At 49.8% G+C, this 22,894-nt stretch carries 23 protein-coding genes, 2 pseudogenes and 1 other annotated feature; of the genes and pseudogenes, 10 read left to right on the forward strand and 15 right to left on the reverse strand.

The window, feature by feature from the left end:
• Positions 1–14 precede the first annotated feature (14 nt).
• Positions 15–1,475 (reverse strand): cardiolipin synthase, encoded by a 1,461-nt coding sequence (gene cls / locus FEK50_RS18250; RefSeq protein WP_131161792.1) that lies wholly within the window; start codon positions 1,473–1,475, stop codon positions 15–17.
• Between the two features lie 142 nt (positions 1,476–1,617).
• Here cls and FEK50_RS18255 point away from each other — a divergent pair, with 142 nt between their 5' ends.
• A complete protein-coding gene (locus FEK50_RS18255; RefSeq protein ID WP_122983112.1) occupies positions 1,618–1,791 on the forward strand; it encodes a YciY family protein in 174 nt (57 codons plus the stop codon).
• Between the two features lie 54 nt (positions 1,792–1,845).
• Here the strand turns inward: FEK50_RS18255 and kch are convergent, their stop codons facing one another.
• Together kch and FEK50_RS18265 are read right to left on the reverse strand one after the other, a co-directional pair.
• Positions 1,846–3,099 carry a voltage-gated potassium channel protein gene (gene kch, locus FEK50_RS18260; protein WP_131161793.1) on the reverse strand — a complete coding sequence of 418 codons (1,254 nt, stop codon included), beginning with the start codon at positions 3,097–3,099 and terminating at the stop codon, positions 1,846–1,848.
• Between the two features lie 302 nt (positions 3,100–3,401).
• Entirely contained in the window at positions 3,402–3,698 is a 297-nt protein-coding gene (locus FEK50_RS18265; RefSeq protein WP_000967596.1) for a YciI family protein, read from the reverse strand.
• Between the two features lie 223 nt (positions 3,699–3,921).
• Between FEK50_RS18265 and tonB the strand changes: the two genes are divergently transcribed.
• On the forward strand, positions 3,922–4,641 hold the full coding sequence (gene tonB, locus FEK50_RS18270; RefSeq protein ID WP_064528843.1) for a TonB system transport protein TonB: 720 nt from the start codon (positions 3,922–3,924) through the stop codon (positions 4,639–4,641).
• Positions 4,642–4,680: 39 nt separating this feature from the next.
• Here tonB and yciA read toward each other — a convergent pair whose 3' ends face one another.
• The 4 genes and pseudogenes from yciA to FEK50_RS24565 form a co-directional block, all read right to left on the reverse strand.
• Entirely contained in the window at positions 4,681–5,079 is a 399-nt protein-coding gene (gene yciA, locus FEK50_RS18275) for an acyl-CoA thioester hydrolase YciA (protein ID WP_130208879.1), read from the reverse strand.
• Between the two features lie 104 nt (positions 5,080–5,183).
• The gene (locus tag FEK50_RS18280; protein WP_000808667.1) at positions 5,184–5,723 is read right to left on the reverse strand and encodes a septation protein A; all 540 of its coding nucleotides are present in this window, start codon (positions 5,721–5,723) and stop codon (positions 5,184–5,186) included.
• Between the two features lie 29 nt (positions 5,724–5,752).
• On the reverse strand, positions 5,753–6,496 hold the full coding sequence (locus FEK50_RS18285) for a YciC family protein (protein ID WP_130208877.1): 744 nt from the start codon (positions 6,494–6,496) through the stop codon (positions 5,753–5,755).
• Positions 6,497–6,523: 27 nt separating this feature from the next.
• A pseudogene (locus FEK50_RS24565) lies at positions 6,524–6,738 on the reverse strand (YkgJ family cysteine cluster protein); the annotation flags it as partial.
• Positions 6,739–6,939: 201 nt separating this feature from the next.
• Between FEK50_RS24565 and ompW the strand changes: the two are divergent.
• Positions 6,940–7,593, forward strand: coding sequence for an outer membrane protein OmpW (gene ompW / locus FEK50_RS18290; RefSeq protein ID WP_064527188.1), 654 nt, complete (start codon positions 6,940–6,942; stop codon positions 7,591–7,593).
• 50 nt (positions 7,594–7,643) lie between these two features.
• On the opposite strand, the gene trpA is transcribed toward ompW, so the two are convergent.
• From trpA to trpL, 6 genes are all read right to left on the reverse strand, one after another.
• On the reverse strand, positions 7,644–8,450 hold the full coding sequence (gene trpA, locus FEK50_RS18295) for a tryptophan synthase subunit alpha (protein WP_130259720.1): 807 nt from the start codon (positions 8,448–8,450) through the stop codon (positions 7,644–7,646).
• A complete protein-coding gene (gene trpB / locus FEK50_RS18300; RefSeq protein ID WP_130258918.1) occupies positions 8,450–9,643 on the reverse strand; it encodes a tryptophan synthase subunit beta in 1,194 nt (397 codons plus the stop codon). Before trpB ends, trpA begins: the two co-directional genes overlap by 1 nt.
• Before the next feature lie 11 nt (positions 9,644–9,654).
• The gene (gene trpCF / locus FEK50_RS18305) at positions 9,655–11,016 is read right to left on the reverse strand and encodes a bifunctional indole-3-glycerol-phosphate synthase TrpC/phosphoribosylanthranilate isomerase TrpF (RefSeq protein ID WP_171025405.1); all 1,362 of its coding nucleotides are present in this window, start codon (positions 11,014–11,016) and stop codon (positions 9,655–9,657) included.
• A complete protein-coding gene (gene trpD / locus FEK50_RS18310; RefSeq protein ID WP_131161794.1) occupies positions 11,017–12,612 on the reverse strand; it encodes a bifunctional anthranilate synthase glutamate amidotransferase component TrpG/anthranilate phosphoribosyltransferase TrpD in 1,596 nt (531 codons plus the stop codon).
• Positions 12,612–14,174 carry an anthranilate synthase component I gene (gene trpE / locus FEK50_RS18315; RefSeq protein WP_131161795.1) on the reverse strand — a complete coding sequence of 521 codons (1,563 nt, stop codon included), beginning with the start codon at positions 14,172–14,174 and terminating at the stop codon, positions 12,612–12,614. The genes trpD and trpE overlap by 1 nt, the downstream gene beginning before the upstream one ends.
• 21 nt (positions 14,175–14,195) lie before the next feature.
• Positions 14,196–14,289 (reverse strand) — a sequence feature (Trp leader region).
• Positions 14,266–14,310, reverse strand: coding sequence for a trp operon leader peptide (gene trpL, locus FEK50_RS18320; protein ID WP_131161820.1), 45 nt, complete (start codon positions 14,308–14,310; stop codon positions 14,266–14,268). It overlaps the preceding feature by 24 nt.
• A gap of 137 nt (positions 14,311–14,447) precedes the next feature.
• Between trpL and rnm the strand changes: the two genes are divergently transcribed.
• The 6 genes and pseudogenes from rnm (at position 14,448) to FEK50_RS18350 (ending at position 20,210) form a co-directional block, all read left to right on the forward strand.
• Complete coding sequence (rnm, locus tag FEK50_RS18325) at positions 14,448–15,329, forward strand: RNase AM (RefSeq protein ID WP_001285663.1); 882 nt, start codon at positions 14,448–14,450, stop codon at positions 15,327–15,329.
• Positions 15,326–15,946: an L-threonylcarbamoyladenylate synthase gene (locus tag FEK50_RS18330; RefSeq protein WP_131161796.1), complete on the forward strand. Its 621-nt coding sequence runs from the start codon at positions 15,326–15,328 to the stop codon at positions 15,944–15,946. The genes rnm and FEK50_RS18330 overlap by 4 nt, the downstream gene beginning before the upstream one ends.
• 27 nt (positions 15,947–15,973) lie before the next feature.
• Positions 15,974–17,653, forward strand: a pseudogene (locus FEK50_RS18335) (DUF2207 domain-containing protein).
• 191 nt (positions 17,654–17,844) lie between these two features.
• Positions 17,845–18,720 carry a 23S rRNA pseudouridine(2605) synthase RluB gene (gene rluB / locus FEK50_RS18340; RefSeq protein ID WP_001291217.1) on the forward strand — a complete coding sequence of 292 codons (876 nt, stop codon included), beginning with the start codon at positions 17,845–17,847 and terminating at the stop codon, positions 18,718–18,720.
• Positions 18,721–18,889: 169 nt separating this feature from the next.
• Positions 18,890–19,891 (forward strand): hypothetical protein, encoded by a 1,002-nt coding sequence (locus tag FEK50_RS18345; RefSeq protein WP_131161797.1) that lies wholly within the window; start codon positions 18,890–18,892, stop codon positions 19,889–19,891.
• 10 nt (positions 19,892–19,901) lie between these two features.
• Complete coding sequence (locus FEK50_RS18350; RefSeq protein ID WP_131161798.1) at positions 19,902–20,210, forward strand: hypothetical protein; 309 nt, start codon at positions 19,902–19,904, stop codon at positions 20,208–20,210.
• 51 nt (positions 20,211–20,261) lie between these two features.
• Here FEK50_RS18350 and cobO read toward each other — a convergent pair whose 3' ends face one another.
• A complete protein-coding gene (gene cobO / locus FEK50_RS18355; protein ID WP_130259727.1) occupies positions 20,262–20,852 on the reverse strand; it encodes a cob(I)yrinic acid a,c-diamide adenosyltransferase in 591 nt (196 codons plus the stop codon).
• Positions 20,849–21,607, reverse strand: a complete 759-nt coding sequence (locus FEK50_RS18360; protein WP_131161799.1) for a YciK family oxidoreductase — start codon at positions 21,605–21,607, stop codon at positions 20,849–20,851. Before FEK50_RS18360 ends, cobO begins: the two co-directional genes overlap by 4 nt.
• A 218-nt stretch (positions 21,608–21,825) precedes the next feature.
• Here FEK50_RS18360 and sohB point away from each other — a divergent pair, with 218 nt between their 5' ends.
• Positions 21,826–22,875 (forward strand): protease SohB, encoded by a 1,050-nt coding sequence (sohB, locus tag FEK50_RS18365; protein ID WP_131161800.1) that lies wholly within the window; start codon positions 21,826–21,828, stop codon positions 22,873–22,875.
• Positions 22,876–22,894: the final 19 nt, after the last annotated feature.

A 22,894-nucleotide genomic window follows, 5' to 3' on the forward strand; every position in this document is an offset into this window, starting at 1 on the left:
CTGTTGGCGACGTTTTACAGCAACGGGCTGAAGAAGTAAAACAGTCGCTCGGCGACACGTTGCCAGAGTGGACGTTTTAACCACAGCCGCGCATCGAGCAGACGCGAACGAGAAATATAGTCGTCCTGAACGGCAGCCAGGTCGGCACCAAAACCTTTATCGTCAATAGCCAGCGTGATTTCAAAATTCAGCCACAGACTACGCATGTCGAGGTTAACGGTGCCAACCAGACTTAATTCGCCATCGACCAGCACGCTCTTGGTATGCAGTAACCCACCTTCAAACTGATAAATCTTAACCCCAGCAGCAAGTAGTTCTGTAAAGAATGCGCGACTGGCCCAGCCTACCAGCATTGAGTCATTTTTCCTCGGCAAAATAATACTGACATCAACCCCGCGTTGCGCCGCCGTGCAGATTGCGTGAAGTAAGTCATCGCTGGGGACGAAGTAGGGCGTCGTCATGATTAAATATTCACGAGCTGAATAAGCTGCAGTCAGCAAAGCCTGGTGGATCAGGTCTTCCGGGAATCCAGGGCCGGAAGCGATGGTATGAATCGTATGACCGCTGGCCTGCTCGAACGGCATAATATTGACATCAGGCGATGGTGGTAAAATACGTTTTCCCGTCTCAATCTCCCAGTCGCAAGAGTAGATAATTCCCATCGCGGTGGCGATAGGGCCTTCCATGCGAGCCATCAGATCAATCCATTGTCCTACGCCCGCATCCTGTTTGAAGAAGCGCGGATCGACCATATTCATGCTGCCGGTGTAGGCAATGTAGTTATCGATCATGATCATCTTGCGGTGCTGGCGCAGGTCCATGCGGCGTAAGAATACGCGCATCAGGTTAACCTTTAAGGACTCGACCACTTCGATACCGGCATTTCGCATTAACTCTGGCCACGGGCTACGGAAAAAAGCAACACTCCCCGCAGAGTCGAGCATTAATCGGCAATGAATACCGCGTCGTGCGGCGGCCATCAAAGATTCTGCCACCTGGTCTGCCATACCGCCTGGTTGCCAGATATAAAACACCATCTCAATGTTATGGCGAGCGAGTTGAATGTCGCGGATTAACGCCTGCATCACATCATCAGACTCGGTCATCAGTTGCAGCTGATTACCCTTGACCCCGGCGATCCCCTGACGACGCTCGCAGAGCTTGAATAACGGTCCAGCGACGCTGCTATTTTCTTCCGCAAAAATATGCTTACAGGCTTTAAGATCGTTAAGCCATTTCGCCGTGGAAGGCCACATCGCTCTGGCGCGTTCGGCGCGGCGTTTGCCTAAGTGGAGTTCGCCAACAGCCAGATAAGCAATAATTCCGACCAACGGCAGAATGTAAATGATCAACAGCCAGGCCATGGCGGAGGGAACTGCGCGTCGTTTCATTAGAATGCGTAAAGTTACGCCTGCAATGAGCAACCAGTATCCCAGAATGGCCAACCAACTCACCAACGTATAAACGGTTGTCATAGATTAGAAATCCTTTTGAAAGCGCATTGTTATGAGTTTACGCATATGGATTCATCTGGCAAATAAAAACGCGGTAAAAGCACTGGCCAGCGTCGGGACCGGGGGTATAATGACCGCTCTGTTATTGCATAGAGTAGTTAACATGAAGCGGAGTAGAACGGAAGTGGGGCGCTGGCGCATGCAGCGTCAGGCTAGCCGACGGAAATCGCGTTGGCTTGAGGGGCAGTCACGCCGAAATATGCGTATCCACAGCATCAGGAAGTGCCTTCTAAACAAACAGCGAAACTCGTTATTGTTTGCGATCTACAATATCTAAATGTTCTGGGCACCAACGCGGTGCCCATTAAGATTATCTTTCCGCCGTTAAAATCTATTTTTGCGCAGATTCATTGTTGTCAATTTTGGTTTCGTCGTCATTGTTATCGCTGAAAATGCCATGCCCGGAGTTCAGCAACATCGAGACGAGCATATCATTATTAATTTCTTCCCCATTGAGAATACGCGCCAGTATCTCGCTACCAAATAGCTGCGGTGAAAGAATAATATCCGGATGCACCATCTTAATCTTATTCAGGTTTTTGCTATCACTGACGGCAAGCACGGTTTTAACATCTTTGCTCATATCTTTCGCCGACAGAACGACAAAAGCATTATCGGCGTCATTATCACTTAACGCCAGAATAGCTCGACAGTGATCAATTCCCGCTTTTTTTAGTACTGAACTGTCATTGCTGTCACCGGGGATAACATCGGCATTGTCACCGAGTCTTTGTTCAAGCTGTTTTATGTCATCCTCTGGCAGGTTGCTGATAACCGTGACGTTTTGTCCGCGTTGATTCAGTTGCAGAATCGTGTTGATTGCCAGAATGGAATGCCCGCAAACAATAAAGTGATCTTTACGATGCATTGTATGATTGTTTCCTTTCACAAGTTTATTGAATCCTCCGCGGATAAGCGGGCCGAAAATCGAGGTCATGGAGGTGGCAAAAACGGTAATACCGGAAATAATGACCGAAATAGTAAACAGGCGCGCTGATTCAGAAACCGGGACGATATCGCCGTAGCCCACGGTTGACATAGTTTCTATCGAAAAATAGAACGCGGTCATTAGACTCTCTATTCGCGGATTAAAACCTTCGCTTAAATAAAGTGCGCCGTAGGTAGAGTAAAACAGTAACGTCGTAAAACTAATAAAAGCAAAAATTGTCCCGGCCGCAGCACTACTGTGAGAGAAGTCTTTACGCAGCACCAACAAAATTATCAAGGTAAAGATGCAAAAACCAATGCTGAATTTCAGCCAGGGATAAAAGTGCAGGGTGTAAATCAGCGTTATCAGCAATAAAATGATACTGATAGCCCATGCCAGCTTTGCCCGAAATAGCAAGCCGATCGAGTTCAAAACAAGAAAGACGCCGAGCATAAACAGTGGCGCATTGGCCAGCAAGGAGAGGTCAAGTTCTGAAAACGCCTGGATATGGAAAATATCGAGCAGATTGACCGACATGCCATAAATTGTTTTAAAAATAAGCAATCCATTTGAAAGGACCGCCAGCGCGATAACATCGTGCCGCAGGGTCACCCATAAATTTACCGCTGTTTGCTTGAATGTAGCCCAGTGACTCACTGATACCTCTGTAACCACAATTTTGTTTAATTATCTTCACGCGTACAGAATGTGAAAAACATGCGGCACGTGAATGTGTTAAACCATAGTAGATGACTTTATCCGCAGCAATCAAAGGTTTTGATTGATCAAAACCGAATCAGGCAGAGAAATTTTGTCATTTTTAGACGGAGATGCCGAGGGTATATAGGGAGATACAGATAAAGTTATTATCTGTTTGTGGTGGTGGATTGGGGGTATCGGTAAATATAAAGAAAAAACAAGAGCACGGTTTCTGTCACCGCGCCCCTGGATGTTGATATTCAGAACACTTTCTTAAAGGGTTTCACGGAAACTTGCTCATAGACTCCCGCAGCCACGTATGGATCGGCATCTGCCCAGGCCTGGGCTGCTTCCAGCGATTCAAATTCAGCAATAACGGTTGAGCCAGTAAATCCTGCGGCGCCTGGATCGTTACTGTCTACCGCTGGCATTGGACCGGCGGTCAGCAGACGCCCTTCATCATGCAGTAACTGCAAACGTGCTAAATGTGCCGGACGAACGGAAAGGCGCTTTTCGAGGCTATCGGCTTTGTCTTGAGCGTAAATAACATACAACACGGGCACAACTCCTTGTTCGGAAAAGTTATAAAGTACGTTATTTGAAAGGGCGAAGATCTGCAACGGAAAGATGATGTCTTTGTTAAGGCGTCACTAAAAGTAAGGTTAATAGCGCCAAAAATTGCGTTTTCACTGATCCTGATCGCCTTGTCTTATTGAATATGATTGCTATTTGCATTTAAAATCGAGGCCTGGTTTTTTTACTGAAACGATTATGACTTCAATGACCCTTGATTTACCTCGCCGCTTCCCTTGGCCGACGTTACTTTCGGTCTGCATTCATGGTGCTGTTGTGGCGGGTCTACTCTATACCTCGGTACATCAGGTTATTGAACTACCTGCGCCCGCGCAGCCGATTTCTGTCACCATGGTTGCCCCGGCCGAACTTGAGCCGCCACAAGCCGTTCAACCGCCGCCGGAACCAGTGGTGGAGCCAGAACCGGAGCCTGAGCCGATACCAGAACCGCCAAAAGAAGCACCGGTAGTCATTGAAAAGCCGAAGCCGAAACCTAAGCCAAAACCGAAGCCGGTGAAAAAGGTACAGGAGCAGCCGAAACGCGATGTCAAACCGGTAGAGTCACGTCCGGCGTCACCGTTTGAAAATACGGCACCTGCTCGCCCAACATCAAGTACGGCAACGGCTGCAACCAGCAAACCGGTCACAAGTGTCGCGTCTGGTCCACGGGCATTAAGCCGTAATCAGCCGCAGTATCCGGCGCGCGCGCAGGCACTACGCATTGAAGGGCAGGTTAAAGTTAAATTTGACGTCACACCGGATGGTCGCGTGGATAACGTACAAATTCTTTCAGCCAAACCGGCGAACATGTTTGAGCGCGAAGTGAAAAACGCGATGCGCAGATGGCGTTATGAGCCGGGCAAACCCGGAAGTGGGATTGTGGTGAATATCCTGTTTAAAATTAACGGCACCACCGAAATTCAATAACCTGAAAGTCAAAAGCCTCCGACTGGAGGCTTTTGACTATTACTCTACAGGTAAAGCTCGAGGCTTTCCTTCAGGGTCGACGGCAACATACTTGAATAACGCTTCCGTCGCTTTATAGCGCTGCCCAATCGGTTCAGACGCCACTTTTTTCACCCATACTTCAATATTAATGCTGACTGATGTCGTCCCTTTTTGGAGACAGCGCGCATAGCAGCACACCACATCACCAACCGCAACTGGCCGTAAGAAAGTCATTCCTTCAACCCGCACGGTCACGACGCGACCGTGGGCAATTTCTTTTGCCAGAATGGCACCGCCAATATCCATCTGCGACATCAACCAACCACCAAAGATATCGCCATTGGCATTGGTATCGGCAGGCATGGCTAAAGTACGTAAAACAAGATCGCCCTGAGGGACGTTAGGTGTTGTAGACATGGTAAAACCGACATAAAAGGAAAATCACAGGCGCGATGCTACTATGATTTTCCAAATGAGAACAGAGGATATGCAGCGCCGGCCACGAAGGGCCGGCAGACAGATTATGATTTATCTTCCTGCGGCATATGGCGGTAGATATAAATACCGCTTAACAGTGTGAAGATTAAGGTGAGGGCGGTCAGACCGAACACTTTGAAGTTGACCCAAATATTTTGCGGTAGCCAGAATGCGATGTAGATATTCGCCAGACCACAAAGAATAAAGAAGACTGCCCAGGCCAGGTTCAGCTTCGACCATACTGGCTGCGGTAGAGTGAGTTCTTTACCCAGCATCCGCTGAATCAGCGGTTTTTTCATTACCCATTGGCTAACCAACAAAGCACCGGCAAACAGAGCGTAGATGACGGTGACCTTCCATTTAATAAACTCATCATTGTGGAAGAACAGCGTCAGACCACCGAAAACGACCACCAGAACAAAGGTGATCAGGGCCATCTTCTCAACTTTCCGGAAGCGAACCCAGCTATAAATAAGCACAATTGCCGTGGCGACGATGAGCGCCGCAGTTGCCGCATAGATGTCATAAATTTTGTAGAACGCGAAGAAGACAACCAGCGGTAAAAAATCAAGAAACTGCTTCATTTTACGATTCCGTAATCAAATACTTCAGGTTATTGGCGAATCAACATGTACAGGCGGAACAGATAGATAAGCAATACGGCTGAAATCAGGTTGCTTAAAGTATTCGCCAGTACGGCACCAATTTCCGGGGTTAATGCGGCAAACGAAGAGGCAAACAGCAGCAACAGTGTTTTTGCCAGTAACCAGCTTAGTACTGCAGGTGCCACCAGACGCATATTCGCCCATGTCAGCCGCATACTGCTGCGCATAGAGGCGAAAACGCCCATTTTATCCTGCACCAACATCACCGGCGCCAGTGCTAGTAAAATGGCCATTAAAATCCCCGGAACGACCACCAGCATGATGCCAATCTGTACTAAAAGGGTAGTCAGAAAAATCAGAATAAATAACTTTGGCAATATCGGCGCACTAGCACCAATAGCGCGTAGCGCACTGACTCTCTGACCCGCAGACACCAGTTGGATGATTAATATTACGCCTCCGGCGAGTATGGCGTTACCGATTAATCCTGAAAAAGTGGACGCAGCGGAAGCACGCAGCAAAATTTGTTGCTGTTCCGGGGACATATTTTGCACCAGATCGAACAACCCACCGCCGCCACTAACGGGCGCGCCGTCATTGAGCTGCGCAAGCTGTGCGTCACTGGGTGAGAAAACATGTCCTAACACCACTGTGATAAATGCACAAAGCAACGATACCAACAGAATGGTCATAAATTGATTACGGAAGAAATTTCCGGTGTCACGGTATACGGACTGCGCCGTGATAGACATGCACTCTCCTTGAGTTTTATGCAGGTGTTAATTAGCGGGCAATTGTACCCTGGTTATCCCTTCAGTGGCAGCATCACGACTTGTATGGAAAAGCATATCTTTGTAAAGCGCAGGTAATCCACAGCGTGCGTGGGTGCGATCACAGGATCCATTGCTTTCTCCGGACACGACAAATTCCTGACAAGCAGAAGGGCTGTTTGCATAAATACCGCAACTTACCGCCTGCTTAAAAGGCCAATAAGGTAGCAAAAGAATACTTTCGGAGATGGAAAGCATTCAAATTGATTTGAATCATGTTGACCAGGATTTGCGATACAACTTCTAAATTAATCCAGATCAATAAATGGTCATTTAGCGAATGCAATGTGATCTATGTAGGATCATTTGTTACTCCAATGTAGGTATATTCGTCACGTTTTTATAACCATAACGACGGAGCGAACATGAAAAAATTAACAGTGGCGGCATTGGCAGTCAGTACACTTCTCTCTGGTAGCGTCTATGCTCACGAAGCAGGCGAGTTCTTTATTCGTGCAGGTTCGGCAACGGTACGTCCAACGGAAGGCGCGGATGGAACTCTGGGAAGCCTGGGTGGCTTTAGCGTGACCAATAACACCCAACTGGGCCTGACCTTCACCTATATGGCGACTGATAACATTGGTGTGGAATTGCTGGCGGCATCTCCGTTTCGTCATAAGGTTGGCACAGCCACAACCGGAGATATTGCGACAGTCCACCATTTACCGCCAACACTGATGGCACAATGGTATTTTGGCGATTCCGGCAGTAAATTCCGTCCTTACATTGGTGCGGGTATTAACTACACTACCTTTTTTAATAATGACTTCAATGACACCGGTGAAGGTCTTGGTTTATCCGACCTTAGTCTGAAGGATTCATGGGGCGTGGCGGGACAAGTAGGGCTGGATTATCTCATCAACCGTGACTGGTTGCTTAATATGTCGGTCTGGTACATGGATATCGACACTGAGGTGAAATATAAATCCAATGGCGCAGTGCTGCCTGCAGGACGCTATTCTGACAACGTACGCCTCGACCCATGGGTATTTATGTTCTCTGCGGGTTACCGCTTCTAATTTTTTACCATCAATAAACCGCCAGATATATTCTGGCGGTTTGTCTCAAATTAACTTCGTGTAGCTGCTTTCATCGGTTGTACAAAAGCTTTCAGTGCTTCCAGCATTTTTTCTGGCTCATTAATATGTTGCTCGATGATTTTTACAATTGCAGAACCAGAAATCGCGCCCGCAGCTCCTGCATCAATCGCTGCTTTTACCTGTTCCGGTGCTGAAATGCCAAAGCCCTGCAATGGAGGCGCGGCATTGTATTCTTTCAGCTTCGTGACCAGATGATTGAGCGGTAATGCCGCGCGGTTTTCCGCTCCGGTTACGCCCGCACGCGACAGCAAATAGGTGTAACCACGACCGTAAGAGGCAATCTGGCGCAGCAAATCATCATCAGCATTCGGCGGGCAAATAAAGATAGGGGCGACATTATGGCGCAACGCGGCCTGGCGGAAGGGCGCAGACTCTTCCACTGGCACGTCGGCAACCAGCACCGAATCGACGCCGACTTTTTCACATTGAGCGTAAAACTCATCAATGCCTTTGTTAAACACCAGGTTGGCGTACATCAGCAGGCCAACAGGAATGGTCGGATGTTTTTGACGAATCAGTGCCAGCATCTCAAAACATTGTGCCGGGGTCACACCTGCCGCAAAAGCACGCAGTGTGGCGTTTTGAATGGTCGGGCCATCTGCCAGCGGGTCGGAGAATGGGATGCCTAGCTCCAAAGCATCAGCACCTGCTTCGATCAACGTATCGATAATTTTCAGCGACTGCTCAATGCCCGGATCACCGAGGGTGACGAAAGGAACAAATGCGCCTTCTTTGCGCTCCTTCAACTGGGCAAACAGAGATTCGTAGCGTTCCATCAGATTTCCCCTCGTGCTTTCAAAATATCGTGAACGGTGAAGATGTCTTTATCGCCGCGACCGGAAAGGTTAACCACCAGTAGCTGCTCTTTTTCTGGGTTTTCGCGCATCATTTTCAGCGCATGGGCCAGGGCGTGGGAGGACTCCAGCGCCGGGATAATCCCTTCGTGCAGGCACAGCGTTTTAAAGGCTTCCAGCGCTTCATCATCGGTAATCGACACGTAATCAGCGCGACCGATGCTGTTGAGATACGCATGTTGTGGGCCAACGGACGGGAAATCCAGTCCGGCAGAGATGGAGTAAGATTCTTCAATTTGCCCGTCTTCGGTCTGCATCATCGGTGCTTTCATGCCGAAATAGATGCCTACGCGACCATGTTTCAACGGTGCGCCATGCTCGCCGGTTTCGATGCCGTGACCGCCTGGCTCCACGCCAATCAGGCCGACATTGGTTTCGTTGATGAAATCAGCAAACATGCCGATGGCATTCGAACCACCGCCAACACAGGCGATAACGGCATCGGGCAGACGACCTTCTCTTTCCAGAATCTGCGCTTTCGTTTCTTCGCCAATCATCCGCTGAAACTCACGCACAATGGTCGGATAAGGATGCGGGCCAGCTGCGGTACCCAGCATATAGTGCGCGGTTTCATAACTGCCTGACCAGTCGCGCAGCGCCTCATTACAGGCATCTTTCAGCGTCGCGGAACCGCTATGCACAGGGATCACTTCCGCCCCCATTAAGCGCATACGAAAAACGTTAGGCGACTGGCGTTCAACGTCTTTGGCACCCATATAAATACGGCATTTCAGGCCGAGCAGGGCGCTGGCAAGGGCCGACGCCACACCATGCTGACCGGCTCCGGTTTCGGCGATGATTTCGGTTTTACCCATCCGCTTCGCCAGCAAAGCCTGGCCCAGAACCTGGTTGGTTTTATGCGCGCCGCCGTGCAATAAATCTTCGCGCTTCAGATACAGCGTGGTGTTCGTCCCGGCTGTAATGTTCTGGCATTTGGTCAGCGCGGTTGGGCGCCCGGCATAGTTTTTCAGCAGGTCGTTGAACTGGGCCTGAAATTCAGGATCTTTTTGCGCGCTGACAAAAGCTTCTTCCAGCTGGCGCAGAGCAGGCATCAGGATTTGTGGCACGTACATGCCGCCAAACTCACCAAAATACGGGTTAAGTAATGTTGTCATTGTTCCTTTCCTTAATATGCGCGCAGCGTCTGGAAAACCGAGGCCAAAAGGCGTGCGTCTTTAATGCCCGGTTGCGACTCTACAGCAGAATTAAAATCAAGCCCGGCGCAGCCGGTTTGTGCCGCTTCCACGCAGTTATCTGCGCCTAAGCCACCCGCCAGCAGGACGTTGCCAAGCGATTGACCATTTAACAGTGACCAGTCGAAACGTTGCCCGCTTCCACCCTGGCCGTTGTCGAAAACATATTTATCGACGTGCTGAAAATCGCGCGCGGGAAGAGTTTCACCGACGCTCAATGCTTTCCAGATGGCAACGTTAGCGGGCAGCACGTCACGCAGTGCGTCGATATATTGCTGATCTTCATTACCATGCAGTTGCACTGCTGCCAGCGATAACACCTTAGTTTTGTCCACCACATCAGCAATATCGTGATTGCGGAACACACCAACATACTGCAACGGTGCCGCAGCCATCACTTCCTGCGCCTGTTCAACGCTGACGCAACGCGGTGATGTCGCAACAAAAATCAACCCACCGTAAATCGCGCCCGCGTCATAAGCTGCTTTAGCATCTTGCCCACGCGTCAGGCCACATACTTTATTCTCACCCAGCAACACCCGGCGCACGGCGGCGTTCAAATCGTCATGGGCCATCAACGCCGAACCAATCAGAAAGCCGTTAGCGAAGTGGCTTAACTCGCGCACCTGAGCGTAAGTATTGATGCCGGATTCGCTGATTACCGTCACGTTGTGCCCCAGTTTCGGCGCAAGCTCGCGGGTACGGTTGAGATCAATCGACAAATCACGCAGATCGCGGTTGTTGATGCCAACGACTTTTGCCCCCAATGCAATGGCGCGCTCCAGTTCCTCTTCATTACTGACTTCGGCCAGCACACCCATCTCCAGACTGTGGGCGACGGCTGCAAGCTGGCGATATTGTTCGTCATCCAGTACTGAAAGCATTAATAAGCAGGCATCGGCCTGGTAATAGCGCGCCAGATAGATCTGGTAAGGATCGATAATGAAGTCTTTACATAAAATCGGCTGCGGGGCGATTTGGCTGACGATGGGGAGGAAATCAAAGCTCCCCTGAAAATATTTCTCATCAGTCAGCACCGAAATTGCCGAAGCGTAATGCTTATAAATCGAGGCAATGCGTGCCGGATCGAAATCATCACGGATCACGCCTTTCGACGGCGACGCTTTCTTGCACTCCAGAATAAACGCCGTGCGTGCACCCTGTAGCGCATCATAAAAATGTCGCGTGCTCGGCTGAACCTCATTCTGAAAACTGGCCAGCGGTTGCTGCTGTTTGCGGGCTTCTACCCAAATCGCCTTGTCTGCGACGATTTTCGCTAAAACGGTTTGCATCATTTACCCTCGTGCCGCCAGTGCGGTGACTCTGTCGTAAGCGGAACCACTGCGCAGTACCTCAAGAACGGTTTGCGCATTGGCTTGCAGATCTTCATGGCCATGCAGGCGCATTAACATGGCGACATTCGCCGCGACGGCTGCTTCATGGGCGGCGTCGCCTTTACCTTGTAACAAGTGTGTTAAAATGTCACGGTTTTCTTCCGGTGTTCCGCCAGCCAGTTGCTCCTGGTGGTAGGGCGTCAGGCCAAAATCTTCAGCGGTCAGTTGATAGCTTTTAATTTCACCATCGTGCAGCTCGGCAACAATGGTCGGAGCGTGTAAGGAAACTTCATCCATTCCACCGCTGTGCACCACCGCTGCACGTTGATACCCCAGCACGCGCAAGGTTTCGGCAATTGGCAGCACCAGTTCCGGGCTGTAGACACCAATTAACGCCAGCGGAGGATGCGCTGGGTTAATCAATGGCCCCAGCACGTTGAACAGGGTGCGAGTTTTCAGTTGCTGGCGAACCGGCATCGCGTGGCGGAATCCGGTGTGATATTTCGGCGCAAAGAGGAAACAGACGCCTAACTCGTCCAGCGCCTGGCGCGATTTATCGGCATTCATATCCAGATTAATGCCAAACGCCGCCAGCAGATCCGACGAGCCGGATTTACTGGAGACGCTACGGTTGCCGTGTTTCGCCACTTTCAGCCCGCAGGCCGCGGCGACAAACGCACTGGCGGTAGAAATATTGATGCTGTTGCTGCCGTCACCGCCAGTACCGACGATATCGGCAAACAGATAATCCGGGCGCGGGAACGGCGCGGCGTTTTCCAGTAGCGCGGTTGCTGCCCCGGCGATCTCGTTCGGGTGCTCACCGCGAATTTTCATGCTCACCAGCGCCGCCGCCAGTTGTTCCGGCTTCAGCTCGCCACGTACCACCGCTGAAAAAAGCTGGTGGCTTTCTTGTTGGCTAAGCGTCTGCGCCTGATACAGTTTTTCCAGAATCGGTTGCAGCGTGTTGGTTGGCTCTAGTTTCTGCTGCGCCCAGGCCAGCGTTTGTTCCAGCAGGCGAGCGCCCTGAGTGGTAAGAATGGATTCCGGATGGAACTGGAACCCACAAACGCGATCCGCATCGTGACGCACCGCCATCACCATGCCATTAAAATGGGCGTTGATGGTTAAACCTGCCGGAATGTTACTGCCAACCAGCGAGTGATAACGCGCCACCGGCAGCGGGTTTGTTAATCCGGCAAACATCGCCTGACCGTCATGTTCAATGCTCGACGCTTTACCGTGCAGAATTTCGCCCGCCTGACCGACATAGCCCCCGTAAGCTTCGACAATCGCCTGATGTCCGAGGCAAATGCCAATGATTGGCAGCTTACCGCGCAGGCGGGTGAGGAGTTCCGGCATACAACCGGCCTCGCTCGGCACACCGGGGCCAGGAGAAAGCATCAGTACCGGATTGCTCATCGTCGCCAGGCGTTCAATTAAGGTCTGCGCCGGAATATGGTTGCGGTAAATCACCACGTTATGACCATTGCTGCGCAACTGATCTGCCAGGTTGTAAGTAAAAGAGTCGATATTATCGAGCAGCAGAATGTCAGCCATCAGAATGTCTCCTGTGCATGATGCGCGGTGGCAATAGCGCGCAGTACAGCGCGGGCTTTATTACGGGTTTCGTCGGCTTCCGACTGCGGAACAGAATCAAGTACCACGCCAGCACCGGCCTGCACGGTGGCGACTCCGTTCTCTACCAGCGCCGATCGGATCACAATGCAGGTGTCGAGATCGCCATGCGCGGTGAAATAACCTACTGCGCCGCCGTAGCTGCCGCGTCGACGACCTTCCGCTTCGGCAATTAACTGCATAGCGCGTACTTTCGGCGCACCGCTTAACGTCCCCATATTCATACAGGCGCGGTAAGCGTGCAGGGCGTCGAGATCGTGGCGCAGCTCACCGACAACGCGGGAGACCAGGTGCATCACGTAAGAGTAACGGTCAACTTTGGTGAGGTCGGCGATATAGCGGCTGCCGGGGGTACAAATGCGTGCCAGATCATTACGGGCGAGATCCACCAGCATCAGATGTTCAGACAGCTCTTTATGATCGGTACGCATTTCCAGTTCGATGCGGCTGTCGAGGTCTCTGTCCAGTGAACCATCGGCACGACGACCGCGTGGGCGTGTTCCGGCAATTGGGTAGATCTCAATCTGGCGGTTGGCGGCGTCATACTTGAGCGAGCTTTCCGGCGACGCGCCAAACAGGGTGAAATCATTATCCTGCATAAAAAACATGTACGGGCTGGGATTACTCTTTTTCAGCACGTAATAGGCCGCCAGCGGTGACGGGCAGGGCAGAGAGAAACGGCGAGATGGTACCACCTGGAAAATTTCTCCGGCGCGAATCGCTTTTTGCAACAAACGCACTACGCCACCGAACTCTTCATCGCTCTGGTTACATTCACAACGCATATGCGGCACGGAAACCACCGGCAGCGGCGGCGCGTCTTCGGTCAGTCGCTGGCGCAACTCGTGCAGGCGCGTAGTGAGACGCTGTTTTTCTTCTTCATTGGGAGCAAACAGGCTTGCCTGAATGCGGGTGCTTTTTTTCTGATGGTCAATCACCATCAGCGTTTCAGCGAGATAAAAACAGAAATCAGGGCAGTTATTTTCCGCTACCAGTTGCGGTAAATCTTCAAATCCCGCCACAAGGTCATAAGAGAACAGCCCGCCGAAGAACATTGCTTCTCGTTCTTCCTTCGGTACATCCAACAGATTCTGTAATAAGCGGAAAGCGTCAAAAACCGAAAGGGAGCATAAGCGGGCGTCTTCATCCAGCAGTGGACTGACAGGGGGGAAGCGCAGCACACGGCAGTTTGGTGATTGTTCATTTTCCACACCCGCAGGCAGGGCGTTATCCAGTAGTGTCAGCAGGGCTTCGCCATTGCCGGAAAGCGCCTGAATTGTGACAGTGTCACCTAAAGCTGTAATGCGCAGCGCACTGTCTACCAGCAGCAGGCTTTTTAAATCATCTTTGCTGTCGATATCTGCGGATTCCAGCAGCAGCGTTGCCGGACGATCCCCACACAACTGGTGAAAAAGTGCGGTGGGATTATCGCGATAAGCGCCTTCGCAGGTTAACAATTCGAGAGTCGGTTTTTGTGTTTGCATTGTTATTCTCTAATTTTGTTCAAAAAAAAGCCCGCTTATAAGGCGGGCTGGGTATCTGATTGCTTTACGCATGGTGAATACACTGCCCGTTTCAGGAAGTGCGCCACCAACCTTTCAGTACGAAAATCGTTTTCATTGTCGATACCCTTTTTACGTGAACTTGCGTACTAGTTAACTAGTTCGGTGGTTAATTGTCAACAGCTCATTTCAGAATATTTGCCAGAACCGTTATGATGTCGGCGCCAAAAACATTATCCAAAACGGGAGTGCGCCTTGAGCGACACGAATTACGCAGTGATTTACGACCTGCACAGCCATACCACAGCTTCCGATGGCTGCCTGACGCCAGAGGCGTTGGTGCACCGTGCGGTCGAGATGCGCGTCGGCACTCTGGCGATCACCGACCATGACACCACAGCTGCAATCGCGCCAGCAAGAGAGGAAATTTCACGTTCGGGACTGGCGCTGAATCTTATTCCCGGCGTGGAAATTTCCACGGTCTGGGAAAATCATGAAATTCATATTGTCGGGCTGAATATTGATATTACTCATCCGCTAATGTGTGAGTTCCTCGCGCAGCAGACAGAACGGCGCAATCAGCGGGCGCAGCTGATTGCCGAAAGACTTGAAAAAGCGCAAATACCTGGGGCACTGGAAGGCGCGCAACGACTGGCGCAGGGCGGTGCGGTGACGCGCGGTCATTTTGCTCGTTTCCTGGTGGAGTGCGGCAAAGCCAGTTCAATGGCGGATGTCTTTAAAAAGTATCTGGCGCGCGGGAAAACCGGATACGTTCCGCCACAGTGGTGTACAATAGAACAAGCTATTGATGTCATTCATCATTCTGGCGGTAAGGCGGTGCTTGCTCATCCTGGGCGGTACAATCTTAGTGCTAAATGGCTGAAAAGATTGGTTGCGCATTTTGCCGAACACCACGGCGACGCGATGGAAGTCGCGCAGTGCCAGCAATCGCCCAATGAACGTACCCAGCTGGCGACACTTGCCCGCCAGCATCATTTATGGGCATCACAAGGATCTGATTTTCATCAGCCATGCCCGTGGATCGAACTGGGTCGTAAACTCTGGCTGCCCGCAGGCGTTGAAGGCGTCTGGCAGCTATGGGAACAGCCGCAGAACACCACAGAGAGGGAATTATGAGCCAGTTTTTTTATATTCATCCTGATAACCCGCAGCAACGTCTGATCAACCAGGCGGTGGAGATCGTGCGTAAAGGCGGGGTGATTGTTTATCCAACTGATTCCGGCTACGCACTCGGCTGTAAAATTGAAGATAAAAACGCGATGGAGCGTATTTGTCGTATTCGCCAGCTGCCGGACGGTCACAACTTTACCCTGATGTGTCGCGATCTTTCTGAACTTTCGACCTATTCATTCGTGGATAACGTTGCGTTTCGTTTAATGAAAAACAACACGCCGGGCAACTATACCTTCATCCTGAAGGGGACGAAGGAAGTGCCACGCCGTCTGTTGCAGGAAAAACGCAAAACCATTGGGATGCGTGTGCCTTCTAACCCGATTGCGCAGGCGTTGCTTGAGGTATTGGGCGAACCGATGCTTTCCACATCGCTGATGCTACCGGGCAGCGAATTTACCGAATCCGATCCGGAAGAAATTAAAGACCGTCTGGAAAAAAAGGTGGATTTGATTATCCACGGCGGCTATCTCGGGCAGAAACCGACAACGGTCATTGATCTTACCGATGATACGCCGGTCGTGGTGCGTGAAGGCGTGGGTGATGTGAAGCCTTTCTTATAAAAAATTGCGTTCCACGGATGGAAGATTATGGCAGGGATATATCGCTGCATTTTGCTGTTGATAGTTGGGCTTTTTTTCTCTTCGTTGAGTTATGCGAAAAACACGGAGATCCCTTCATATGAAGAAGGGGTCTCGCTCTTTGATGTTGAAGCCACTCTGCAACCGGATGGGGTGCTCGACATCAAAGAGAACATTCATTTTCAGGCGCGAAATCAGCAGATTAAGCACGGGTTTTCTCGTGATTTACCACGACTATGGATGCAGCCTAATGGGGATGCTGCACTGCTGAACTATCGTATTGTTGGCGTCACCCGTGATGGCGTTCCTGAACTCTGGCATCTTGACTGGCATATCGGGTTAATGAGTATTGTCGTGGGCGATAAACAACGTTTCTTGCCTCAAGGCGACTATCATTATCAAATTCATTATCAGGTTAAAAATGCTTTTCTACGCGATGGTGACTCTGACCTGCTAATCTGGAACGTGACCGGTAACAACTGGCCGTTTGAAATTTATAAGACCCGATTTTCTCTCCAGTTCTCTAATATTGCGGGTAATCCATTTAGCGAAATCGATCTCTTTACTTGAGAAGAGGGCGACACATATCGAAATGACCGCATCCTTGAGGACGGAAAAATTGAATCTCGCGATCCGTTTTATCGTGAAGATTTCACGGTTCTCTACCGCTGGCCTCATGCCTTGCTGGATAATGCCCCGGCACAACACACGACGAATAAAGGTTTTTGTGCCGATATCGTAAATCTGATTGTGAAAGGAAAAATTCATCTGGAAGATCAGTATGACAAAAATCAGCAAACCCTGATTCGTGTTAATGAAGGCGCGACCAGAAATAATGCGGTATTACTGCCCACCGAACAGTTATTACTGGAAGCGCTATTTCGTAAAGGCGATAAGGTCGTTCTTACGGGGAGGCGCAACAGAGTCTTACGCAGAGCATTTTTACGGATGCAGAAATTTTATCTGCCGCGTAAAAAGTCTTCGTTTTACCGACCTGATGCGTTTTTGCAAGGGGGCGGAATGGCGATATTGGCGGTCATTCTCTACGGTAACCTGAGTCCCGTAGGTTGGGCAGGAATGAGTCTGGTGGGCGATATGTTTATTATGATCTGCTGGCTTCTTCCTTTTTTATTTTGTTCCCTTGAGCTTTTGTTTGCCCGCGATGATGACAAGCCTTGCGTTAATCGTGTAATCATCACTTTGTTTTTACCACTGATTTGTTCAGGCGTGGCCTTCTATTCTCTCTATATCAATGTCGGAGATGTATTCTTTTACTGGTACATGCCGGCGGGTTATTTTAGCGCTGTTTTCCTGACCGGTTATCTCACTGGCATGGGGTATATTTTTCTGCCAAAGTTTACCCAAACTGGGCAACAACGTTATGCCCACGGTGAAGCTATCGTTAACTATCTTGCACGTAAAGAGGCAGCAACGCACAGTGGGCGGCGGCGGAAAGGGGAAACACGGAAGCTGGATTACGCGTTGTTAGGTTGGGCTATATCGGCAAATTTGGGGAGGGAATGGGCGTTACGCATCGTTCCTTCGCTTTCTTCGGCGATTCGCGCTCCAGAGATTGCCCGTAACGGCGTTTTATTCTCATTACAGACGCACCTGAGTTGCGGGGCCTATACCAGTTTGTTGGGGCGGAGCTATTCCGGTGGTGGTTCTGGCGCTGGTGGTGGTTGGTAATAAAGCCGATGTTAATCGAAACAAGCTTTAACCATAAAGATCGTGTATGATGTTCCGCCTCAAAGGCAGGCCAGCTACGGCCTGAAGAGTTCAAACAGACTTTACTATCAGTGAGTCAGATGTAAGTTCTGACTCACTGTTGCACAAAAGCATACCAGACGCCTGGGAAGGCGACACCAAAAGGAAGCTCAATGAGCGAAAAGTTACAGAAAGTGCTGGCGCGTGCCGGCCACGGTTCTCGCCGTGAAATCGAATCTATTATTGAAGCCGGTCGTGTGAGTGTTGATGGCAAAATTGCTAAACTCGGCGATCGCGTTGAAGTTACCCCTGGACTGAAAATCCGTATCGATGGTCACCTGATTTCGGTACGTGAGTCCGCTGAACAAATTTGTCGCGTTCTGGCCTATTACAAACCAGAAGGTGAGTTGTGTACCCGTAACGATCCGGAAGGGCGTCCAACGGTGTTTGATCGCCTGCCAAAACTACGTGGCGCACGCTGGATTGCCGTGGGTCGTCTGGACGTTAACACCTGTGGTCTGTTGCTGTTCACCACCGATGGTGAACTGGCAAACCGTTTAATGCATCCAAGCCGTGAAGTTGAACGTGAATATGCCGTGCGTGTATTTGGTCAGGTTGACGACGCGAAACTGCGTGATTTAAGCCGTGGTGTGCAGCTGGAAGATGGTCCGGCAGCCTTTAAAACCATCAAGTTCAGCGGCGGTGAAGGGATCAACCAGTGGTACAACGTTACTTTGACCGAAGGCCGTAACCGTGAAGTTCGTCGTCTGTGGGAAGCGGTTGGCGTGCAGGTAAGTCGCCTGATCCGTGTGCGTTACGGTGATATTCCACTGCCGAAAGGTCTGCCACGCGGCGGCTGGACGGAGCTGGATCTCGCCCAGACTAACTATCTGCGCGAACTGGTGGAGCTACCGCCAGAAACCAGCTCTAAAGTCGCTGTAGAAAAAGATCGTCGTCGCATGAAGGCAAATCAAATTCGACGTGCGGTGAAACGTCATAGCCAGGTGAGCGGCGGTCGTCGTTCTGGCGGACGTAATAATAACGGTTAATTTAAGATAAGTATAAAATAAAGGCCCTGCGGGGCCTTTTCTTCATTTGAAGCATGATAAATAGTCGCAGTATTTTAATTTAATTTCATACTTGCTTATGAATAATGCCCGGAAATAGCCACATTACTATTTAATTATCTGAGATAAACTCAACGTTAAGAGGTGGGTTATGATTAGATATAGTGGAATATTTCTATCGCTGTTAATGCTTTCAGGTTGTGCAACTGAAGCATTGAAAAACGAACAAGCTGAAACTGTTATTACTGTGGGTAACAAAGCGGTGGCAGCGAATGCAAGTTTCTTTAAACAATATTATGCTTCTCGTGAAAACTTCCTTGTTAATTTCTATGCAACTAATCCGGATTGTGCCCTGCGACCTGATTATGCCATAGATATAGGCGGTGATGGTAATGGAGGGAAATTATGCCAGCGTCCAGGGCCAAATACAAAACAAGTACAATTAGTCCCTTTCGAGAAAGAAAAACTACTGGCTTCAATGGAAGTCATTAATAGCATGAGCGCTTATGTAGAACTTCTGACTGAGGATATGGCAACAACGGAAAGTCAGCAAGTGGCATTACTTAAACAGGCTCTGGATCACGCAAACAACGCACAAACACTACTTGGTGTTTCACATAGCAAAGATTTAGCTCAGTTTGCAGCGGCGGTTAAAGATTTAGTAAATTATTTCAATGAGTTATATATAATAAAAGTCAATTCTGGAAAAATAGGTACAACGGTAGATGAAAACTGGGTAAGACTTATAAAGAACATGACAGTTTTGCGTAATGATATTTATACAAAAAGCAACAAGATTGAAAATTATACCTTTGCGAATGTGCATGATAATATGTTTTATTATAATACGGCATCTAAAAACTCTAAGAATACAGAGTTTAACACGCTGAAAAACAGGAAAGAGTTTCTAAGTTCAGTAATCAATGTGAATGAAACCAGGCTACAGGCATCGGCACCTGCCATGCCTGCGATTGAGGCTTTAAATGCCTTTATAGATAAGGGTGATTATCTGAAAAGCTTATACGTTAATAAAACACGCACGGCAGCTGAACAAAAAAGGTTAAATGAGATATTACGCGCACAGGTCATTAGTGGGTTAAAGGCGTCTGAGGGGCTGGCAAAATTACTTATTGCCAGCGGAATAATGTTATAGGAGGCTTTTTATGAACGATGTGCAAAATCGTAGGATACTGGCATTACTTGATATGCTGTATAATACCCTGGGCAATAAAACCACATGCAATGTTTGTCATAAATATTTTATCCATATCCTCACAGTTATGAACAACCTGACGATTAACTATGGTACTGAAACTTCGCCAGAGTTAGCCGAGATAAATTATGACGATGCTAATGCGTTAATTACTGAATTGATATTATTTATTGAAGATGTTGACGCTGAGAATCATGGAACATATCAGAGACATTTTAATGAGATTACACGCATTCTGAATTTTGCTATTGCCGCTTGAATATAATTATGATTAAAGCACCTCAAGAGGTTTCTTTTGAGGTGCTTTCACTTAGTAATCGATCCCTATCTGCGCTTTTACGCCAGCATCAAACGCATGTTTCACGGGGCGTAACTCACTTACCGTATCCGCCAGTTCAAGAATATCCCGATGACAACCACGACCCGTGATAATCACCGTCTGCTGATCTGGACGTTCATTTAACGCCTGCACCACTTCTTCAAGTGGCAAATAGTCATACGCCACCATATAAGTCAGCTCATCGAGCAAAACCATATCCACTGAGGGATCTGCCAGCATCCGCTTTGCATGTTGCCAGACTTCACGGCAGGCGGCGGTATCAGACTCGCGATTTTGCGTATCCCAGGTAAAGCCCGTTGCCATCACCTGAAACTCAACGCCATGTGGCTCCAGCAAATTGCGCTCGCCGTTAGGCCAGGTACCTTTAATAAACTGCACGACCCCCACTTTTTTGCCATGGCCAACCGCGCGAGTTGCGGTACCAAATGCCGCGGTGGTTTTGCCTTTTCCATTGCCGGTAAAGACGATGACAATGCCACGCTCATCCTGCGCTTGCGCCACGCGAGCATCAACTTTCTCTTTAACACGCTGCTGACGCTGTTGGTAGCGTTCATCACTCATTGGGGAATTCCTGGTTTGCGGCCCGGTTGGGCGTCAAAGGTCATGCCGGTTTTACGGCGGCTGTCATCGCCCATCAGCCATAAATAGAGTGGCATGATATCGGCGGGTGTTTTGAGTTTCTGTGGATCTTCGGTGGGGAAAGCACTGGCACGCATTGCAGTACGTGTACCGCCGGGGTTAATGCAGTTGACGCGCAGGCGCTGCTGATATTCATCGGCCAGCACTTGCATCATTCCTTCGGTGGCAAATTTCGACACCGCATATGCGCCCCAGTTGGCACGCCCCTGACGCCCAACGCTTGATGAGGTAAAGACCAGCGAACCGGCGTCCGATTTGAGTAATAAAGGAAGCAGTGCCTGGGTGAGCATAAAGGTGGCATTAACGTTGACCTGCATGACGTCCTGCCAGACCTGCGGATTTTGTTCGTGCATTGGGCAAACATCGCCGAGCAATCCGGCGTTATGCAGCACGCCGTCCAGACGCGGGTAATTAACAGCAATACGCTGTGCCAGTTGTTGGCAGTCTTCGGACGTACAGGTCAGCAAATCGAGAAGAAACCATTGCGGCTGGCGTCCTGTCTCTTCGAACATGCTCTGGGCCACCTGACGTAATTTTTCTTCGTTCCGGCCCAGCAGAATGACCGTCGCGCCATAGCGCGCATAAGTTAAAGCGGCTTCACGACCAATGCCGTCGCTGGCGCCTGTCACCAGGATAATACGATCATTGAGTAAATCTTGTTTTGGTTGGTAATGCATGGCTACTCCCCGACGACATCAACAGTCGCGCTGCCAGTGTACTTTATGACTTTGGGGTTTTATGCCTGAAACAGGAGGACATTTCAATCAGCCTGGGGCGATAACGCCGTAAAATGAATACGTTGTCATACTTTCGCCGCAATAACATCTCTGCGAGACGGCTTAACATGCCTGTTGTAAACTGTGAGCCAAAGCGTTGTTTAACCAAGGTGGGACTCGTGGAATTGTTGTCTGAATATGGTTTGTTTTTGGCGAAAATCGTCACCGTTGTGGTGGCGATTGCGGCTATTGCCGCCATTATTGTCAATGTTGCTCAACGTAATAAACGCCAGCGTGGCGAGTTACGAGTCAACAATCTCAGCGAACAGTATAAGGAGATGAAAGAAGAACTGGCTGCGGCGCTGATGGATCCACATCAGCAAAAACAGTGGCACAAAGCGCAGAAGAAAAAGCACAAGCAAGAAGCGAAGGCAGCGAAAGCAAAAGCCAAACTGGGCGAGGTGGCAGCCGAAAGCAAGCCACGAGTCTGGGTGCTGGATTTCAAGGGCAGCATGGACGCCCATGAAGTGAACGCGCTACGTGAAGAGGTTACTGCGGTACTCGCGGCATTTAAACCGCAGGATCAGGTCGTTCTGCGTCTGGAAAGCCCCGGAGGCATGGTACATGGTTACGGTCTGGCGGCTTCACAGTTGCAGCGCCTACGCGATAAAAATATTCCTTTAACCGTTACGGTAGACAAAGTGGCTGCCAGCGGCGGTTACATGATGGCCTGTGTGGCGGATAAAATTGTTTCAGCGCCGTTTGCAATTGTTGGCTCTATTGGTGTTGTGGCGCAAATGCCCAACTTTAACCGCTTCCTGAAAAGCAAAGATATTGATATCGAACTGCACACTGCCGGGCAGTATAAGCGCACGCTGACAGTGCTGGGTGAAAACACCGAAGAAGGGCGCGAGAAATTCCGCGAAGAACTGAACGAAACGCATCAGTTATTTAAAGATTTTGTGAAGCGTATGCGTCCGTCTCTGGACATTGAAATGGTGGCAACCGGTGAACACTGGTACGGACAACAGGCGGTGGAGAAAGGCCTGGTTGACGAAATCAACACCAGTGATGAAGTGATCCTTAGCCTGATGGAAGGTCGTGAAGTGATCAATGTACGCTATATGCAGCGTAAACGGTTGATCGATCGATTCACTGGCAGCGCGGCAGAGAGCGCCGACCGATTGTTGCTACGCTGGTGGCAACGCGGGCAAAAGCCGTTGATGTAAAAGATAAACGCGAGGATAA

The organism is Escherichia sp. E2586, assembly GCF_005781105.1.
GTDB lineage: Bacteria > Pseudomonadota > Gammaproteobacteria > Enterobacterales > Enterobacteriaceae > Escherichia.

Coding starts and splice junctions, on each gene's coding strand:
- cls (WP_131161792.1), bottom strand. CDS start 1,475: ATGACAACCGTTTATACGTTGGTGAGTTGGTTGGCCATTCTGGGATAC.
- FEK50_RS18255 (WP_122983112.1), top strand. CDS start 1,618: ATGAAGCGGAGTAGAACGGAAGTGGGGCGCTGGCGCATGCAGCGTCAG.
- tonB (WP_064528843.1), top strand. CDS start 3,922: ATGACCCTTGATTTACCTCGCCGCTTCCCTTGGCCGACGTTACTTTCG.
- yciA (WP_130208879.1), bottom strand. CDS start 5,079: ATGTCTACAACACCTAACGTCCCTCAGGGCGATCTTGTTTTACGTACT.
- FEK50_RS18280 (WP_000808667.1), bottom strand. CDS start 5,723: ATGAAGCAGTTTCTTGATTTTTTACCGCTGGTTGTCTTCTTCGCGTTC.
- FEK50_RS18285 (WP_130208877.1), bottom strand. CDS start 6,496: ATGTCTATCACGGCGCAGTCCGTATACCGTGACACCGGAAATTTCTTC.
- ompW (WP_064527188.1), top strand. CDS start 6,940: ATGAAAAAATTAACAGTGGCGGCATTGGCAGTCAGTACACTTCTCTCT.
- trpA (WP_130259720.1), bottom strand. CDS start 8,450: ATGGAACGCTACGAATCTCTGTTTGCCCAGTTGAAGGAGCGCAAAGAA.
- trpB (WP_130258918.1), bottom strand. CDS start 9,643: ATGACAACATTACTTAACCCGTATTTTGGTGAGTTTGGCGGCATGTAC.
- trpCF (WP_171025405.1), bottom strand. CDS start 11,016: ATGATGCAAACCGTTTTAGCGAAAATCGTCGCAGACAAGGCGATTTGG.
- trpD (WP_131161794.1), bottom strand. CDS start 12,612: ATGGCTGACATTCTGCTGCTCGATAATATCGACTCTTTTACTTACAAC.
- trpE (WP_131161795.1), bottom strand. CDS start 14,174: ATGCAAACACAAAAACCGACTCTCGAATTGTTAACCTGCGAAGGCGCT.
- FEK50_RS18330 (WP_131161796.1), top strand. CDS start 15,326: ATGAGCCAGTTTTTTTATATTCATCCTGATAACCCGCAGCAACGTCTG.
- rluB (WP_001291217.1), top strand. CDS start 17,845: ATGAGCGAAAAGTTACAGAAAGTGCTGGCGCGTGCCGGCCACGGTTCT.
- FEK50_RS18345 (WP_131161797.1), top strand. CDS start 18,890: ATGATTAGATATAGTGGAATATTTCTATCGCTGTTAATGCTTTCAGGT.
- FEK50_RS18350 (WP_131161798.1), top strand. CDS start 19,902: ATGAACGATGTGCAAAATCGTAGGATACTGGCATTACTTGATATGCTG.
- cobO (WP_130259727.1), bottom strand. CDS start 20,852: ATGAGTGATGAACGCTACCAACAGCGTCAGCAGCGTGTTAAAGAGAAA.
- FEK50_RS18360 (WP_131161799.1), bottom strand. CDS start 21,607: ATGCATTACCAACCAAAACAAGATTTACTCAATGATCGTATTATCCTG.